The organism is Streptomyces sp. URMC 124 (assembly GCF_051386455.1).
Lineage (GTDB): Bacteria > Actinomycetota > Actinomycetes > Streptomycetales > Streptomycetaceae > Streptomyces.
Window position 1 is genome coordinate 56,520 of sequence record NZ_JBPQTS010000006.1, and the last position, 16,941, is coordinate 73,460.

15 protein-coding genes and 1 pseudogene are annotated in these 16,941 nt (G+C 74.1%); 8 read left to right on the top strand and 8 right to left on the bottom strand.

Translation table 11 applies throughout. The features are described 5' to 3' along the window. Nucleotide 1 precedes the first annotated feature (1 nt). The 4 genes from ACSNOG_RS02260 (at nt 2) to ACSNOG_RS02275 (ending at nt 4,682) form a co-directional block, all read left to right on the top strand. A complete protein-coding gene (locus ACSNOG_RS02260; protein WP_436750790.1) occupies nt 2-943 on the top strand; it encodes an ABC transporter permease in 942 nt (313 codons plus the stop codon). Continuing rightward, the gene (locus tag ACSNOG_RS02265) at nt 943-1,881 is read left to right on the top strand and encodes an ABC transporter permease (RefSeq protein WP_436750791.1); all 939 of its coding nucleotides are present in this window, start codon (nt 943-945) and stop codon (nt 1,879-1,881) included. The genes ACSNOG_RS02260 and ACSNOG_RS02265 overlap by 1 nt, the downstream gene beginning before the upstream one ends. Continuing rightward, nucleotides 1,878-3,518, top strand: a complete 1,641-nt coding sequence (locus ACSNOG_RS02270; RefSeq protein ID WP_436750792.1) for a dipeptide ABC transporter ATP-binding protein — start codon at nt 1,878-1,880, stop codon at nt 3,516-3,518. Before ACSNOG_RS02265 ends, ACSNOG_RS02270 begins: the two co-directional genes overlap by 4 nt. A gap of 273 nt (nt 3,519-3,791) precedes the next feature. Continuing rightward, nucleotides 3,792-4,682, top strand: coding sequence for a LysR family transcriptional regulator (locus ACSNOG_RS02275; protein WP_436750793.1), 891 nt, complete (start codon nt 3,792-3,794; stop codon nt 4,680-4,682). On the opposite strand, the gene ACSNOG_RS02280 is transcribed toward ACSNOG_RS02275, so the two are convergent. From ACSNOG_RS02280 to ACSNOG_RS02295, 4 genes are all read right to left on the bottom strand, one after another. Then, entirely contained in the window at nt 4,584-5,675 is a 1,092-nt protein-coding gene (locus tag ACSNOG_RS02280) for a serine hydrolase domain-containing protein (protein WP_436750823.1), read from the bottom strand. The two genes, ACSNOG_RS02275 and ACSNOG_RS02280, sit on opposite strands and share 99 nt — an antisense overlap. A gap of 98 nt (nt 5,676-5,773) precedes the next feature. After that, nucleotides 5,774-6,691, bottom strand: a complete 918-nt coding sequence (locus tag ACSNOG_RS02285; protein ID WP_436750794.1) for a DUF6895 family protein — start codon at nt 6,689-6,691, stop codon at nt 5,774-5,776. Beyond that, nucleotides 6,688-7,464: a hypothetical protein gene (locus ACSNOG_RS02290; protein WP_436750795.1), complete on the bottom strand. Its 777-nt coding sequence runs from the start codon at nt 7,462-7,464 to the stop codon at nt 6,688-6,690. The genes ACSNOG_RS02285 and ACSNOG_RS02290 overlap by 4 nt, the downstream gene beginning before the upstream one ends. Beyond that, nucleotides 7,461-7,646 (bottom strand): hypothetical protein, encoded by a 186-nt coding sequence (locus ACSNOG_RS02295; protein WP_436750796.1) that lies wholly within the window; start codon nt 7,644-7,646, stop codon nt 7,461-7,463. The genes ACSNOG_RS02290 and ACSNOG_RS02295 overlap by 4 nt, the downstream gene beginning before the upstream one ends. Before the next feature lie 453 nt (nt 7,647-8,099). Here ACSNOG_RS02295 and ACSNOG_RS02300 point away from each other — a divergent pair, with 453 nt between their 5' ends. Both ACSNOG_RS02300 and ACSNOG_RS02305 read left to right on the top strand, forming a co-directional pair. Further along, a complete protein-coding gene (locus ACSNOG_RS02300) occupies nt 8,100-9,410 on the top strand; it encodes a cytochrome P450 (protein WP_436750797.1) in 1,311 nt (436 codons plus the stop codon). Between the two features lie 120 nt (nt 9,411-9,530). Continuing rightward, nucleotides 9,531-10,637, top strand: coding sequence for a type III polyketide synthase (locus ACSNOG_RS02305; protein WP_436750798.1), 1,107 nt, complete (start codon nt 9,531-9,533; stop codon nt 10,635-10,637). Nucleotides 10,638-10,709: 72 nt separating this feature from the next. On the opposite strand, the gene ACSNOG_RS02310 is transcribed toward ACSNOG_RS02305, so the two are convergent. The 3 genes and pseudogenes from ACSNOG_RS02310 to ACSNOG_RS02320 all read right to left on the bottom strand — a co-directional run bounded on the left by ACSNOG_RS02310 (nt 10,710) and on the right by ACSNOG_RS02320 (nt 14,162). After that, the gene (locus ACSNOG_RS02310) at nt 10,710-11,165 is read right to left on the bottom strand and encodes a tellurite resistance TerB family protein (protein ID WP_436750799.1); all 456 of its coding nucleotides are present in this window, start codon (nt 11,163-11,165) and stop codon (nt 10,710-10,712) included. Between the two features lie 114 nt (nt 11,166-11,279). Next, the gene (locus ACSNOG_RS02315) at nt 11,280-12,311 is read right to left on the bottom strand and encodes a rod shape-determining protein (RefSeq protein WP_436750800.1); all 1,032 of its coding nucleotides are present in this window, start codon (nt 12,309-12,311) and stop codon (nt 11,280-11,282) included. Between the two features lie 139 nt (nt 12,312-12,450). After that, nucleotides 12,451-14,162: pseudogene (locus ACSNOG_RS02320) on the bottom strand (bifunctional 3'-5' exonuclease/DNA polymerase). Between the two features lie 75 nt (nt 14,163-14,237). Here ACSNOG_RS02320 and ACSNOG_RS02325 point away from each other — a divergent pair. Then, the gene (locus ACSNOG_RS02325; protein WP_436750801.1) at nt 14,238-14,570 is read left to right on the top strand and encodes a UBP-type zinc finger domain-containing protein; all 333 of its coding nucleotides are present in this window, start codon (nt 14,238-14,240) and stop codon (nt 14,568-14,570) included. Nucleotides 14,571-14,618: 48 nt separating this feature from the next. Beyond that, on the top strand, nt 14,619-15,887 hold the full coding sequence (locus tag ACSNOG_RS02330; RefSeq protein WP_436750802.1) for an erythromycin esterase family protein: 1,269 nt from the start codon (nt 14,619-14,621) through the stop codon (nt 15,885-15,887). A gap of 26 nt (nt 15,888-15,913) precedes the next feature. On the opposite strand, the gene ACSNOG_RS02335 is transcribed toward ACSNOG_RS02330, so the two are convergent. Beyond that, nucleotides 15,914-16,903, bottom strand: a complete 990-nt coding sequence (locus ACSNOG_RS02335) for an aldo/keto reductase (protein ID WP_436750803.1) — start codon at nt 16,901-16,903, stop codon at nt 15,914-15,916. Between the last annotated feature and the right edge of the window lie 38 nt (nt 16,904-16,941).

The window sequence follows — 16,941 nt, forward strand, 5'->3', positions numbered from 1 at the left end:
CATGCGGGTGTACCTGCGCAAGGCGGCATCGTTGCTGATCAGCGCCGTGATCGCCAGCTTCGTCGTCTTCGCCTTCCTCTCCGTCCTGCCCGGCGACCCGGCCGAGGTCGTCCTCGGCACGAACGCCGGCGAGGCGGAGCTGGCCGCGCTGCGCCACTCCTTCGGCACCGACCGCCCGCTCGTCGTGCAGTACGCCGACTGGGCGCAGGGCCTGCTGCACGGCGACTTCGGCACCTCGTACGTCAGCCACGACGCCATCGGCCCCCGGATCGCCGACCGCTTCGGCGTCACGTGCTGGCTGGCGCTCGGCGGCATGCTCGTGGCCGTCCTCTTCGCCCTGCCCGCGGGCGTGCTGGCGGCCGCCTGGCACCGCAGGCCGGCCGGGGCGCTGCTGTCCGCGCTCAGCCAGGCCGGGATCGCGGTCCCCGCCTTCCTCGCGGGCATCCTGCTCGTCTACGTCTTCGCGGTCCGGGCCGGGGCGCTGCCGGCCGGTGGGTACACCCCGCTCGCCGAGGACCCGGCGGCCTGGGCGCGGCAGCTCGTCCTGCCGTGCCTGTCCCTCGGGCTCGTCCAGGGCGCGGTCCTCACCCGCTACGTGCGCTCGGCCGTCCTCACCGTCCTGCACCAGGACTTCCTGCGCACGGCCCGGGCCAAGGGCCGTCGGCGCCGGGGCGCGCTGTGGCGGCACGGGCTGCCCAACGCGGCGGTGCCCGTCCTGACCGTCCTCGGGCTGCAGCTGTCCACCGTCCTCGTCGGGGCCGTCGTGGTCGAGCGGGTTTTCGTCATCCCGGGGCTGGGCGACCTGCTGCTGCAGTCGGTCGCCGACCGCGACCTGCTGGTCGTCCAGGGCGTGGTGATCGTCCTGGTCGTGGCCGTGCTCGTGGTCAACGTCGTCACCGACCTGCTCTACCACCTGCTCGACCCGCGCCTGCGGAGCCGCTGATGCAGCCACCCATGGAACGGCCCGAGAACTCGCCGGCGGACGCACCGGCGGACACCCCGGTGAGCGCACCGGCGGGCGTGCGCGTGCTCGCGCCGGTGAAGGCCCGGGGCCTCCTCGGGCGGCTCGCCCGCCGCCCCGCGCTCACCGCCGGGGGGCTCCTCGTCGCCCTCGTCCTCGCCCTGGCCCTGCTGTCCCTGATCTGGACGCCCTACGACCCGACGCACGTGGACGCCGCCCGCCGGCTCCTGCCGCCCGGCGGCGAGCACGTGCTGGGCACCGACCAGTTCGGGCGGGACGTCGCCAGCCGGCTGATGACCGGCGCCCGCACCACCGTCTTCGTCGGGGTCGTGGCCGTCGGCTTCGCCGTCGTCATCGGGGTGCCGATGGGGGTCGTCGCCGGCATGTCGGGCGGCCCGCTCAGTGCGCTGCTGATGAGAGTGAGCGATTTTCTGCTGGCTTTCCCCGCCCTGCTGCTGGCCATCATGCTGGCGGCCGTCTACGGCACCAGCACGCTGACCGCCATGGTGGCCATCGGCATCGCCTCCGCCCCGGGCTTCGCGCGCGTGGCCCGCGCCGCCACGCTGCGCGTCATGGCCGCGGAGTACGTGGACGCCGCCCGGCTGGCCCGGCGCACGCCCGCCGCCATCGCCGTCCGGCACGTCCTGCCGAACATCCGGGACGTCGTCATCGTCCAGGCGTCGGTGGCCTTCGCGACCGCGGTGCTGGCCGAAGCCGCGCTGTCCTACCTCGGGCTCGGCACCCCGCCGCCCACCCCCTCCTGGGGCCGCATGCTGCTCGACTCGCAGGAGCTCCTTTTCGACAAGCCCGAGCTGTGCCTGTGGCCCGGCCTGGCCGTCGCGGCGGCCGTCCTCGGCCTCAACCTCCTCGGCGACGGCCTGCGGGACCGCTTCGACCCCACGCTGGAAGGTGTCCGGTGAGCAGGAGCAGGCTGCTGGAGGTCGACGGCCTCACCGTCGACGCGGGCGGCCGGCCGCTCGTGCGGGGCGTCGGCTTCACCGTGGACCGGGGCGAGCGCGTCGGCATCATCGGGGAGTCCGGCTCCGGCAAGACGCTGACGGCCCTCGCCCTGCTGGGCCTCCTGGGCGAGGGGCTGCGGGCCGGGGGCAGTGCGCGCCTGGACGGCGTCCCGTTCGACCTCCTGGCCGCCACGGACCGCGAACTGTCGACCGTCCGCGGACGCCTCGCCGGCATGGTCTTCCAGGAGCCGATGACGGCCCTCAACCCCGTCATGAAGGTGGGCCCCCAGGTCGCCGAAGCGCTGCGGCTGCACGGCCCCCGCAGCGAACGCCCCGGCCGGGCGGAGGCCCGCGCCGCCGCCGTCGGCCTCCTGGAGCGGCTGCGCCTGCCCGACCCCGCCCGGGCCGCCCGCTCCTACCCCCACCAGCTCTCCGGCGGCCAGCGCCAGCGCGCCGTCCTCGGCGGCGCCCTCGCGGCCGGCCCCGCGCTGCTGATCTGCGACGAGCCGACCACCGCCCTGGACGTCACCGTGCAGAAGGAGATCGTCGACCTCGTCACGGGCGTCTCCGACGAGCGCGGCACGGCGGTGCTCTACATCAGCCACGACCTCGCGCTCGTCGCCTCCGTCTGCCACCGCGTCCTGGTGATGTACGAAGGGGAGATCGTCGAGAGCGGGCCCGTCGAGCAGGTGCTGCGCAGCCCGGAACACCCGTACACGCGCGCCCTGATGAAGGCCTCCGACCTGACCGTTCCGGCCCCGCGCCCCCCGGCCCCCGCCGACCCGCGGACGCTGCTCAAGGCCCGCGGCCTGACCCGCCGTTACGTCCGCCCCCGCCGCGGCCTCTTCGCGCCGCGTACGCACTTCACGGCGCTCGAGGGCCTGGACCTGGACCTGCGGGCGGGCGGACGGGTGGGTGTGGTCGGCGAGTCCGGGTCGGGGAAGACCACGCTGCTGCGGCTGCTGTCGGGGCTGGACCGCCCGACGGCGGGGACAGTGGAGGGGCCGGGAGCGGGGGCCGGAAGGCCGGAAGCAGCCGCCCGGGGGGCTGCCGCAGCCGGACACGTGGCCGGCCACGGAGCTCAAGCGCCCCACGGCCTCCAGGTCGTCTTCCAGGACCCCATGGCCTCGCTCGACCCCCGCATGCGCGTGCGGGACATCATCGCCGAGCCGCTCCCGGACCGCCGCTCGTCCGCGGCCGCCGCGCGCGTGGCCGGGCTCCTCGCCGACGTGGGCCTGCCCGCGGAGGCCGCCGACCGCTATCCGCACCAGTTCTCGGGCGGGCAGCGGCAGCGCATCGCCATCGCCCGGGCCCTGGCGCCCCGCCCGTCGGTGCTCCTCGCCGACGAGCCGGTCAGCGCCCTGGACGTCTCCGTCCGGGCGCAGATCCTCGACGTCCTGAGCAGGGTGACCGCCGAGCGGGAGATGGCCCTGTGCATCGTCACCCACGACCTCGGCGTGGTGCGCTACCTGTGCGACGAAGTAATGGTGATGAAGGAAGGGCGCGTGGTGGAGAGGGGGCCCGTCGCGCGCGTGTGGGACGCGCCCGAGCACCCGTACACGCGGCAGCTGCTGGAGGCCGTACCGGTGCTGCACTGACGGCGGGGAGCCGGGCGATGAGGAGCGGACGGCGAGGAGCGGACGGCGTGGAGACGGGCGGCGAGAAACCGGCCGGGGGATGGTCGACACCTGTCCGCAGCGACGCTCCGGCCCGTTGCCGTGCATGCGCAGCAACGGAGCGCTGTGTGCTGCTGTGTGAAGCCGCGGACAGGTTGCCGCCGTCTTTCAGGTAGATCATGGCCGCCCTCATAGGCCAAGTCAATCCTATGAGTTGACTCGATCCACCCAAGCGTGAGCTTGTATCGTGGCGGCGTGACGCTAGATGACCTGAAGGTGTTCGTCATGGTGTGCGAGGCCCGCAACCTCAGTGCCGTGGCCCGCGAGATGAACTGCAGCCAGTCGGCCGTCAGCCAGCACGTGCGGCGCCTGGAGAAGGAGACCGGGCTGTCGTTGATGGAGCGTCAGCCACGGGGCGTCGTCCCCACGGCGGCCGGCCGGATCCTCCAGCGGGCCGCCTCGGACGGGCTCACCGCGCTCGGCGAGGGCCTGCGGACCCTGGAGGAGCTGCGCACCGGCCGGGGCGGCGGCGTCGTCATCGCCACGGGCGCCACGACCATCCGCCACCTCATGGGCGCGGCCATCGAGGAGTACAGCAGGTGCTTCCCCGACGTCGGGCTGGAGTTCCACACCGAGCGCTCCAGCCACCGCTGCATCGACGCCCTGCGGTCGGGAGCGGTGGACCTGGCCTGGGTGACGGTCTCCGCCGACGCGCAGGGCGTCGAACTGCGTCCGGTCATCAGCCTGGAGTGGGTGCTGGCCGTCCACCCCGACGACCCGCTCGCGGCCGAGAGCGCCCTCGGCGCGGAGGACCTCGCCCGTACGCGCCTGATCCGCCCGCCCGCCGGGACGAGCTCCGGCCGTCAGGTGGAGGACGTGCTCGGCCCCGGCGGCCTGTCCTCGCGCTCCACCACCACCCGTGCCACCGACTGGGACACCGCGCTGCTGCTGGCCGAGCTGGGCCTGGGGCACGCCCTGATACCGGCCATGCCGGGACTGGTCAGCCCGTCCGGCGCGGCCCGGCTGATTCCCGTCACCGGCATCCCGTCACTCGACGTGGGCTGGGCCGCCCGGCAGTGGTCGGCCCTCACCCCCGCCGCCCAGGAGTTCGCGGCCACCGTCACCCGGCACGTCGCGGGCGGCTGACCGCCGCTCCGCCCCGCCCAGTCCGCACAGCGCGCCGTACGACGCCTGGACGAAGGGCGCCGCCGGGGTCGGTGCGGCATCGGCCAGTGCCACCAGGGCAGTCCCCGCGCCGGGCAGGAAGCCGGCGAACGCGGTGCAGCCCCGCGTGCCTCCGGAGTGGTGCAGCAGCGGCCCGCCCGGTCGCATCCGCAGGTTCCACACCAGGCAGATGCGGCGGCCCGTGCGCGGCAGCGCCAGCCTGGGGCGCTGCACTTCCGTGAGCGCCACCCGCAGGCTCGGCGGGGCGGCGGCCTCCGGCGCGAGCAGCGCCGTCATGCAGCGCAGCAAATCCCGCGCGCTGGAGCGCAGGGCGCCCGCGGCGGGCAGGCCGGGGACGAGCCAGGGCGGCCGGGGGCGGCCGTGCCAGTGCCCGAGGACCTGGGGGCGGGTGGGGTCGCAGTCGGTGTCGGCCAGGCCGAGTGGTTCGAGGACGCGCTCGCCGAGCAGCGCGGGATAGTCCTCCGGCCCGCCGCCGGCCGCGCGCGCCAGGGCGAGACCGAGCAGGCCCACGCCGTAGTTGGAGTAGCGCACGCGGGTGCCGGGGCGGTGGTGGAGCCGGGTGCGGGGGAGCGCGGCCAGCAGGTCGTCCGTGGTGAAGGCGGCGTACGGGTTGCGGAACCAGCCCGTGCGGACCGCACGCGCGAGCAGCCCCGGCGGAAGGCGCGGCAGGCCCGCGGTGTGGGTGGCGAGGTGGAGGAGAGTGACGGGCGGCCCCGGGACGCGCCGGGCGCCGGGCGGCAGGTAGCGGTCGAGGGGGTCGTCGTAGCGGACCTCGCCGCGGGCGGCGAGCTCGGCCAGCAGCAGCGCGGTGAACGTCTTGGTGAGCGAGCCGGTCTCGAAGCGGGTGCTGTCCCGGGCCTGCCCGTGGCACACCACGATGCGCTCGTCGCCGCGCACGGCGGCGACGGCGACGGCGCTCGCGCCCCGGGCCGCGTCGGCCAGGGGCAGGAGCAGGGCGTTCGTCGGGGCGTCCGGGAGCTCCGGGGAGCCGGGTGAACCCGGTGCGCCGGGGGAGCCGGGGGAGCCGGCGTGGGCCTTCCGTGCGAAGGGGGTCACTGCTCTCGTGCCGCCCTGGCCAGGGCGATGGAGCCCGCCACGGCGGCCACGACGGTGGTGTGCTGGTGTTCCTTGAACCTGCGGGCCGGGTCGTCGGCGACCGGGTCGCCGTCGCAGGGCACCAGGCCGTCCTCGTGCTGCAGGGCGGCCATCGCCTCCCAGTCGTCGGGGTTGCAGTAGGGCTCGGACAAGGACGCGCCGACGATGAGGAGTTCGGCCACGAGGTCCCACTGCCGGACCTCGCGCCAGATGTCGATCCACACCGGCAGCCAGGTGCGGACGTACGAGGTGAGGGGGGCCGGCAGACCTTCGGGCCGGCCGCCCCAGTCGGTGAGGTGGAAGACGGTGTGGGTCATCGCGTAGGCGGTGATCCAGTTGATCGCCCACGGCTCGGGGGTGGCGCCCAGCCAGGTGGTGCGGGCGAGCGCGTCGAAGTCCTCGCCGTGGTCGAGGCCCGCGATGCGCGAGGCGTTGGCCACGGCCAGACGGCGGTTGGGCAGCAGCTCGACGCTGTGCACCGAGCGCAGCCGCGCGCGGTGGGCCAGCAGCCGGTCCAGCTCCGCGTGCCGGTAGCCGCAGCGCACGAAGTGGGCGTACATCTCCAGCGGGTCGGTCATCAGGGTGTGGCGCAGCTGGCGTTCGTAGAGCATGTCGCCCTTGCGCAGCTGCAGCCACGTGAAGTCCATCAGGCTCTGCGCGGCGACCAGTTGGCCGGCGCCCGCCATGCCGTCGCGCAGGATGATGGAAGCGGCGAGGGTGCTCTCGCCCAGGGGTTTGTAGACGCCGTCGGGGTCGGTGAGCTCCTCGGTGGTGCCGGGCGGCAGGGCACCGAGCGCGCGGTGGGCGTGCAGCCAGGACAGCGCCCGGTCGGCCATGGCACGGGCGGCCGTCACCACGGGGGCGGAAATCGTCATGCCGGCGCCTCCGAGGGCGGGTGGGGTGCGGTGTCGGAGCCGGTGTGCTGCCGGGTGTGCGTGCCGTCGCCCAGCAGGTGGGCGGCGACCGCCAGGTCGAGCGCCGTGCGCGGGCTCGCGCCGCCGAGCACGCGCACGTGGTCGAGGACGGGTTCCGGGTCCAGGGGCAGGGCGACGCCGTCGTGCCGCAGCAGGGCGAGCCAGCGCAACAGGCGGACGGCGGTGGGGAAGTCGCGGCGCAGGACGGAGCGGGTCAGCCCGCGGCACAGCGGGAGGGCGGCGCCGCGGGCGGCGTCGCGCACGGGCCCGTCCAGGCACGGGGTGGCGAGCGGCGCGAGCTGGGCCATGCGTACGGACCAGCGCTGCCAGTCGGTGGTGTCGGTGAGGTCGTCGCCGGGCTCGGGCGGGACGGTGGCCACGGGGTTGCCCGCGTAGCCGCGCGTCCGGGCCAGCAGCTGTGCGGTCGCCCAGTCGCGCCAGGCGGCGGTCCGCTCGTCGGGGCGGGCGGAGGGGCCGCCGCCCGGTACGGGGAACTCCTCGAAGGAGCGGGCGACGGCGGCCGCGTCGGCGGCGTGGAAGGGAACGCCCGCGAGGACGTGGGGGGTGAAGGTGTCGGCTCCGATCACCCGCACCGCGGCCAGGGCCGCGAGTGCGTCGGGCGAGCTGTCGAGGTGCGGGGCCACGAGCGCCGCGCCCCCCGCGCCCCGGAGGGCGCGGAGGACGCGTGACGCGAGCTCGTCGGCCGCCGCGGCGTAGGCCGCACGGGAACTCACTTGCCCTTCGGCTCCTTCGGCTCCTTGGGCGACAGCAGGAGGAGGGCCAGCAGGAAGCCTGCGGCCTCCGGCGCGGGAAGTGGAGCCCCGCTCACGGCGGCTTCGGGCTCCACCATCAGGGAGCCGATCGCCGTCGTCCCGGCGGGGTGTGCGAGGGGTCGAAGGGTTTCTTGGGCAAGCATGGGCGCCTCCTCGTGGAGATGCGGGCGGAATTGTCATCACTTAATCAGTGATGTCTGAAAAATTAGGCTAAGCATGAGATCCGGGATCCGCAGCTCGGGACACGCCGGGCCCGTACCGAGCCGTCCGTTGGGGCGCATGGCGGACGGAAAGGGCACTCACGAGGGAATCGGGGCGCCGGAGTGCGGAGGGCGGCGCCAAGGGAGAGCCGAGGGCGCCAAGGGGGAGCCGAGGGCGCCGGGAAGAAGCCGAGGGCGCGCGGAGGGGGCCGGGGCGGAGCCTGGGGGAGTGGTGAGAAAGAAGGGAAAAGTGGGGGATGCGACGGGTGATTCTCCGAAATTTCCACCATTCGGGTGAACTGCGAAGGCTGGGGTGTGGCGGAGTCACTGGTGCGGCATGGTCTGAAAATAAGCTGGCACGCCACCCGGGCGGGGCCCTTGGGATGGGAGTCTTCGATGACCACCTCCGAGTCGGTGTGGACCTGTCCGTTCCGTCACGACGAGGCCCTGGAGTTCGACCCCTTCCTGGCCCGGCTGCGCAGCGAGCCCTCGATCACCCGCATCCCGATGCCCCGAGCGGAGCACGCGGACGGCCCGGAGGGCGGCGCGGACCGCTCGGAGGGCACGGACCGCCCGGACGGCGCCGACCGCTCGGACGGTGCCGCGGAGGACGGCCCGGCCGCCGAGGCCGCCTGGCTCGTCACGCGCCACCGGCACGTCCGCGCGGTCACCGCCGACCGCCGCTTCAGCCGCGCCGCCCTGATCGGCCGGGGCCTGCCGCGCGTCACGCCCGACCTCGTCGACCACGCCGAGTCGATCAACCTCATGGACCCGCCGGCCCACAGCCGCCTGCGCGGCCTCATGGCCGCCGCGTTCGGCGACCGCCAGGTCGAGGAGCTGCGCCCGCGCACCCGGCGCACGGTGGAGGGCCTGCTCGACGCCATGGCCGACCACGGCTCCCCCGCGGACGTCTCCGACTGGCTGGCCGCCCCCCTCCCGCTCAACACGGTCTTCGAGCTGCTCGACGTCCCCGAGCCCGACCGCGCCCCGCTGCGCCGCTGGGCCACCGCGATGATGTCCCCCGGCACGCCCGACTGCGCCGCGGCCGCCGAGGGCAAGTCCGGGCTCCGCGCGTATTTCGCCGAGCTGACCGCAGCCCGCCGCCGCCACCCCGGCAGCGATCTGCTGAGCGCCCTGGCCGCGGTGCGCGAGGACGGCGAGTTCCTGGACGCCCGCGAGGTCGCCGTGATGGGCATGCTCCTGCTCGTCACCGGTCACAACACCAGCGCCCACCAGATCAGCAACATCGTCTACACGCTCCTGACCCACCCGGAGCAGCTGGCCCGCCTGCGGGCCCGGCCCGAGCTGCTGCCGGCCGCCATCGAGGAGCTCCTGCGCTTCATCCCGTACCGGCAGGGAGTGGGCATCCCCCGCCGCGCCACGGAGGACGTGGAACTGGACGGCGTCACCATCCGCGCCGGCGAGACCGTCCACGTCTCCTACCTCGCGGCCAACCGTGATGAGCTCGTCTACGACCGGCCCGACGAGCTGGACCTGGAGCGGCGGGACGCACCCGCCCATCTGACCTTCGGCCACGGCACGCACCACTGCCTGGGCGCCCGGCTGGCGCGCATGGAGCTCCAGGTCGCCATCGGCGCGCTGCTCGCCCGTTTTCCCGAACTGCGCCTGGCTGTTCCGGCGGAGGAGGTGCGGTGGAACACCGGCTCGATCTGGCGCTTCCCGCTCGCCCTGCCCGTCGCCTGGTAGAGCCCCCGGCGCGCCACGACGGGGCGCACGGGCCCCCGCCCGCGAAGGGCGGCGGCCCGGCGCCCGGCAAGTCCCCCGGTCAGTCCCCTGGACCGGTAAGTCCCTGGTAAGGAGGCAGTCATGGCTACGCTCTGCCGACCGGCCATCGCCGTACCCGAGCACGTCATCACGATGGAGGAGACCCTGCAGCTGGCCCGGACGCTGCACGCCGACCACCCTCAGCTGCCGCTGGCCCTGCGGCTGATCGGCAACACCGGAGTGCAGACCCGGCACATCGTCCAGCCCATCGAGGACACCCTCAAACACCCCGGCTTCACCTGGCGCAACAACCTCTACGAGACCGAGGCCAAGGCCCGTGTCCCCGCGGTCGTCAGGCGGGCCCTGGACCACGCGGAACTGACCCCGCGCGACATCGACTTGATCGTCTACGTCTCGTGCACCGGCTTCATGATGCCGTCCATGACCGCCTGGCTCATCAACACCATGGACTTCCCGGTCACGACGAGACAGCTGCCGATCGCCCAGCTCGGCTGCGCGGCGGGCGGCGCCGCCATCAACCGCGCGCACGACTTCTGCACCGCCTACCCCGGCGCCAACGCCCTCATTGTGGCCTGCGAGTTCTGCTCGCTGCTCTACCAGCCCACCGACCTCGGCGTCGGCAACCTCCTGTCCAACGGCCTCTTCGGTGACGCCCTCGCCGCGGCCGTGGTGCGCGGGGAGGGCGGCGAAGGCGTGCGCCTGGAGCGCAACGGCTCCCACCTGGTGCCCGACACCGAGGACTGGATCTCCTACGCCGTCCGCGACACCGGCTTCCACTTCCTGCTCGACAAGCGGGTCCCGGGCACGATGGCCATGCTCGCCCCCGCCATGCGCGACATGGCCGAACCCCACGACTGGAACGTCTCCGAGCTCGACTTCTACATCGTCCACGCGGGCGGGCCGAGGATCCTCGACGACCTGTGCAAGTACCTCGACCTCGCGCCCGAGTGGTTCCGCTACAGCAGGGCCACGCTCACCGAGCGGGGCAACATCGCCAGCGCCGTCATCTTCGACGCGCTGGAGCGCCTGTGGGCGGACGGCGGCGCGCCGCACGACGCCCGGGGCGTCATCGCCGGCTTCGGTCCCGGCATCACCGCCGAGATCTCGCTGGGCACGTGGAGCAAGGGCGCGGGCGGCGGCGAGAGCGAAGGGCAGGCGCCGGGCCGCTCGATGCCGCAGCCCGCATAAGCGGCGTCGGCGACACCGGCGGCGTCGGCGGCATCCGGGCGTCCTCCGCGCCCGGCCGTTCCCAGGGACCGGTCAGAGGTCGAACTCGGCCGGGTTGATGCCCAGTGCGAAGCACGCCTCGCGGACGACGGCCTGCTCGGTCTTGTCGAAGTCGCCGTCGGCGCCGCCGATGACGATGCCGATCTGAACGACCGCACGGGCCTCCGTCGGCTTCTTCTGCACCTTGCCGATGGTCTGCATCACGCTGACCTTGCCGAAGTCGTAGTCGGCCGTGAGCTTCTGGCAGTAGTCGTTGAAGCGGGCCTGCAGGTCATCGGCCGGGAAGTTCTGCAGCACCTCGTTGGTGGCGATCAGCGAGGCGACGCGCTGCCGCTCCGAGGCGTCGATCGAGCCGTCGGCGGCCGCCACCAGGGCGCACATGGCCATGCTCGCGTCACGGAACGCGCCGCTCTTCAGCTCGTTCTTCTTCGCCACCAGCTGGCCCTGCATCGTCGTCGCGGAGTCCTTGAGCCGGTCCCAGAGCGCCATTTGCTGTTTCTCCTCATACACATAACGGGGGTGTACGGGGAGAACGGGGGAGAGGGGTACGGAAGTTCCCAGAAGTTCCCAGACCGGTCCAATGCGACACAGGGGCCGGTGGTGTTACGAGGAGGCGAGCGGATCCAGGTGCAGCGGTTGCACCTTGCCCTCCATCATCGCGCCGAGCCCCAGCACCGAGCAGACGTCCGGCTGGTCGGCGATGCGCACGGTCATGCCCGTCGCATCGGCGATCATCCGGTCCAGCCCCGGCAGCACGGCGCTGCCGCCCGCGAGCATCACGCCCCGGTCGACGAGGTCGGCGACGAGGTCGGGCGGGCAGACGCGCAGCACGCGGCCGATCGCGTCCAGCACGGCCGTCAGCGGCATGTGCATGATCTCGCGGACCTCGGCGGTGTTGACCTGGACCGTACGGGACAGCCCCGTCGCCACGTCCCGGCCGCGCACCTCCGCGCTCTCCTCCATCGGGTCGGCGCTGAGCGCGACGTGCAGCGGGTGCAGCCCCTGGGTGGGCAGCATCAGCTCGTGGCGGCGGCGCAGGTGCTCCACGACCGCGTAGTCCATGGCGTCCCCGCCGACCAGGACCTTCTCGGCCGCCACGATCGCGCCCAGGGACAGCACGGCCACCTGTGTGGAGGCCGCCCCGCACACCACGATCATCGTCGCCTCGGGCAGCTCGACGGGCATGCCGCATCCCACGGCGGCGGCGATGAGGGTGTCGACCAGTTCCACGCGGCGCGTCCCCAGGCCCATCAGGGTCTCGACGGCGGCGCGGCGGGCGAGCGGGTCCGCGTCGTGCGGGAGGCACACGGCGGCGCGCAGCATCGGCTTGCGCCGCCAGACGCGGCGCACCTTCTCGCTGACGAGGTGCCGGAGCATCCGCTGGGCCATGTCGATGTCGACGACGGTGCCGCCGGAGATCGGCCGGACCACGGTGATGTGGTGGGGCGTGCGGCCGGCCATGCTGTCGGCGACGGAGCCGACCGCGATCAGGGAGCCGGTGCGGGTGTTGATCGCGGCGGCGCTCGGCTCGTCCACGATCAGTCCGTTGTCGCGGAGGTAGACGCGCGTGCGGGCCGCCCCGAGGTCCACGGCGATGGTGCAGCGGCGCAGCTGCTCAAGGCTGAAGGACGTCATGGCAGAGCTCCCCTGGGACGGCGATCGGGGGCTACGGACGGGTCGCCGCCGCCGGGCGCCCCTGGGGCCAGCGTGCGCGGCCGGGCGCCGTGGCGCGCGCTGGAATGGGCCGCACGGGGGACACAGAGGTGACGGAGCGTCAGGGAATGGGGGCTCCGCCGGCACCTGCCGGGAGGGCCTTCGCGTCGGCGTAGCACCGCACGACCGCCGTCGTGAAGGGGAACAGGACCGGCGTCGGTCCGAACACGACGCGCGCGGCCCGCGCCGAGGCCGTGCGGATGGCCTCGGTGACGCTGGCCGCCTCCGCCTCGGGGCAGTGCACGATGACCTCGTCGTGCTGGAAGAAGACCAGCTCGGCGCGGAGCCCCGCGAGCTCCTGGCGCAGGGCCGCGAGCATCGCCAGGGCCCAGTCGGCGGCGCCGCCCTGCACCACGAAGTTCCGCGTGAAGCGGCCGCGCGCCCGGCCGGCCGGGGAGCTGCCGTAACCCTCCTGCTCGCCGGTCTGGGGCAGGCCGGCCTCCTCCGGCAGGGCGGTGGAGACGGGCGGGCAGGTGCGTCCCAGCCACGTCCGTACGAGGCGGCCCTCCTCGCCCGCGCGCGCCGCCTCGTCCACGAAGGCGACCGCGGCGGGAAAGCGGCGGCGCAGATCCGCCAGGTGCTTGAGCCCGTCGCCGGAGGTCTGTCCGTAGACCGCGCCGAGCATCGCCATCTTGGCCCGCTCGCGGTCACCGGCGAAGGCCCGGTCGGACAGGGCCGCGTACAGATCGCGCGCTCGCCGCTCGCCGCTTCCATCAGCCCCGGATCGCGGGAGACGGCGGCGAGGATGCGCGGCTCCATCTGATCGGCGTCGGCCACCACCAGCCGCCAGCCGGGATCGGCCACGACCGCCCGGCGCACGACGCGCGGGATCTGCAGCGCGCCCCCGCCGTTGGTGGTCCAGCGGCCGGAGACCGAACCGCTCGGCACGTACTCGGCGCGGAAGCGGCCCTCGCGCACCCACGTCTGCAGCCAGGACCGGCCGTGGGCGGTGTGCAGCCGGTAGAGCTTCTTGTACTGCAGCAGGGGCTCGACGGCGGGGTGGTCGATGGCCTTGAGCTCCCACGCGCGCGTGGAGGACAGGGGGATGCCCTGCCGGGCGAACGCACGGATGATGTCGGCGGGCAGATCCGGCCGTACGCGCCCGCCCTCCTCGCCGAACGCCGCGGACACGGCCTCCGCCAGCTCGGCCAGCCGCCGGGGCTCCAGACCGCCGGGGAAGTGCTCCCCGAGCAGCTCGTCCAGCAGGGCGCGGTGCACATCCGCCCGCCAGGGCAGGCCCGCGCGGTTCATCTCGGCGGCGACGAGCGTGCCCGCCGACTCCAGGGCGAGCAGGAGCAGCAGCCGGCCCGGCCGGGCCGTGGCCTGCGCCCGGGCGATCTGCGCGGCATGGACCTCGACCAGCGCCTCCAGCGGATCCGTGCCGGGCGGCAGCGGCACCGGCCCGGGCTCGAACAGCGACGGCTGCCCGCCGGCGGCCCGCGGAGGCGGATCCGCGGGCACGGGCAGGCCGCGCAGCCGCGCCCACGCGGCGGCCAGCGAACGGGGCTGCCCGGACTGCCCCTCCTCGTGCCCGACCAGGAGGCTCTCGGCAGCCTCCACGTCATAGCACCGCTCGACGCGCAGGCCCGCCGTGAGCAGCTGCGGGTAATGGTGGGCGGTGGACCGCCACACCCACCGCTCCACGTGCGGATGCGACCGCACGGCCTCCGCCAGGCTTCCCGCGGACGCCACCGGCCCCACGGGCGCCCCTGTGAGGTCGACGGCGCGGAGACGGACACCCCCGTCGCCCGTCTCCGCCACCGCCAACCTCACGCGAACGATCCTGCCAGGGGGGTCTGACAATCGCCCTGACCTGCGGGATCGAGAGTGTCGGGCTACGTTGGGGACATGACCGGAAACGGAACCTGGCAGGTGTCGGCGGACGTCGAAGGCCGCCCGACCCGGCGGGAATGCGGCCACCTGGACGAGGCGGCCGCGGACGTCACCCCCAGCACCACGGAAGGCTGCGAGGACTGCCTGCGCACCGGTGGCACCTGGGTGCACCTGCGCGAGTGCCTCGTCTGCGGCCACGTCGCCTGCTGCGACAGCTCCCCGAACCGCCACGCGAGCGCCCACGCCCGCACGGAGCGCGGCCACGACCTCGCCCGGTCCTTCGAACCGGGCGAGGAATGGGCTTGGTGCTACGCGGACCAGCTGTTGCTGCTGCCGGCCGGTGGCTGACCCTCCCCCTCTTGACCTCAACCGGACTTGAGGCAGGAGGGTGAGGGCATGACGAACGCCGCCGCCCTCGCCGCCGCCACCTCCGCCCGGGGCCCCCTGCCTTCTCCCGTCGCGCTCACCCCCGCGTCGCTCGACGCGCTCGCCGGGAAGCTGGCCCGGGGTGCGGCGATCGTCGGGATCGGGGAGTCCACGCGCTTCTCCCGGGAGACGTTCGGCGTGCGGGAGGAGCTCTTCCGGCGGCTGGTCCGGGACCACGGGTTCCGGGCCCTGGCCGTCCAGGACAGCGCCGGCGTAGGCGACGGCCTCGACGCGTACGTGCGCGGGGGCGAGGGTGAGGGCGGGGCCGGGGGGTCTGCGGAAGACGCGCTCGCCGGGGCTTGGCGGCCCCAGCGGACGGTGGAGATGGCCGCGGCGCTGGAGTGGATCCGGGAGTTCAACCAGGAGCACCCGGACGACCCCGTGCGGATCTTCGGCGTGAAGCCGGTGCAGGCGCAGGACGCCGACTACGACGCCGTCGTGGAGTTCGTCCGCGCGTCGGCCCCGGAGCGGCTCGCGGAGGTGGCGCCGCACCTGGAGACGATCCGCACCGCCCACCGCATCGACGAGCACGTGCAGCGCGCCAAGGGAACGCACCCGGGGCGGCCGTTCGCCGAGCACGCGCGCGAGGCGCTCGCGCTGGTCCGGCAGATCCGGTCACTGGGCGAAGGCGAAGGCGGGAACGCAGGCGAAGGCGGAAGCGAAGCCGGAGGCTCAGCCGAAGCCGAAGGAGTCCTCGCCCGGATGCGCCTGATCGTCGACTTCCACGAGAACAGCGTCGCCGGCCGCGGCCACTTCGCGGGCGACGACGCCGTGTGGGCGGGCGTCATCGGCGACTACCAGCACCGCACCGGCCTGCGCGTCGTCTACTGGGACGGCATCGGGCACACGGCGGCGACCGGCGTCCGCCTGGGCATGGCGCCCGATCGCGGCCCGCAGCCCACCGTCGGCAGCGTGCTGCGCGAGCGCTACGGCGCGCGGTACGTGTCCGTGGCGATCGGCTTCCACCACGGAGACCTCGGTGTCGTCGCCGTCCCGGAACCCGTCTCCGGTCTGATCGACGCCCGGCTCGGCGAGGCCGACCTGCCCGCGCACTGGCTGGACCTGCGGGACGACGCCGTACGCGGCCACTGGGACGGGCCGGCGAAGGCCCGCGTCATCAGCGGCGTCTACGACCCGTCCCGCGACGCCGCCGAGCACCTCGCCGTGGATTCCCTTCCCGACGCGTTCGACGTCCTCGTCCATATCCGCCGGGCGACCGCCGTGCAGTGGCTGGAGTAGGGTCGCGGCCACCGTGCTCCGCTCGCTCAGCCGTTGACGAAGGTCAGGCTCGTCGCGTCGTACCGCGTGCCCGCGATCTGCCCGGCCGGGGCCGCGGCCTCGATGGCGGCGAGGTCCTCGGGCGAGAGCTCGACGGCCACGGCCGCGAGGTTCTCCTCCAGGTACCGCTGCCGCCGCGTGCCGGGGATCGGCACCACGTCGTCGCCCCGGTGCTGCACCCAGGCCAGGGCGAGCTGACCGGCGGTGACGCCCTTCGCCTCGGCCAGCTCGTTCAGCTTGGCGACGATCGCGAGGTTCCGTTCGAGGTTGCCGTCGGCGAAGCGCGGCTGGCTGCGCCGCACGTCGCCCTCGGCCAGCCCCTCGACGGAGTCGTAGCGGCCGGTGAGGAAGCCGCGTCCGAGCGGGGAGAACGGGACCAGGCCGATGCCGAGTTCGCGGCAGACCGGCGCGATCTCCGCCTCCAGGTCTCGGGTCCACAGCGACCACTCGCTCTGCAGCGCGGAGATCGGGTGGACGGCGTGGGCCCGCCGGATGGTCTGCGCGCCGGCCTCGGACAGCCCGAGGTGGCGGACCTTTCCGGCCTGCACCAGCTCGGCCATGGCGCCGACGGTCTCCTCGATGGGCACCTGCGGGTCGACCCGGTGCTGGTAGTAGAGGTCGATGTGGTCGACCCCGAGCCGCCGCAGCGACGCCTCGCAGGCCTGCCGCACGTAGGCGGCGTCACCGCGGATCTCGGTGGGCTCGCCCAGGCGGTTGGCGAAGCCGAACTTCGTGGCCAGCACCACCTCGTCGCGGCGCCCGGCGAGCGCCCGCCCGATCAGCTCCTCGTTGTGCCCGGTGCCGTAGTAGTCGGAGGTGTCCCAGAAGGTCACCCCGAGGTCGAGGGCGTGGTGCAGGGTCGCGATCGACTGGGCGTCGTCCGTGGCGCCGTAGCCGTGGCTCATGCCCATGCATCCCAGCCCCTGTGCGGAGACGGCCAGGCTGCCCAGGTGCCGGGTGGGGACGACGTCGCTCATGGTGTGCCTCCTGATCGCGGAATCAACTGATCAGGACG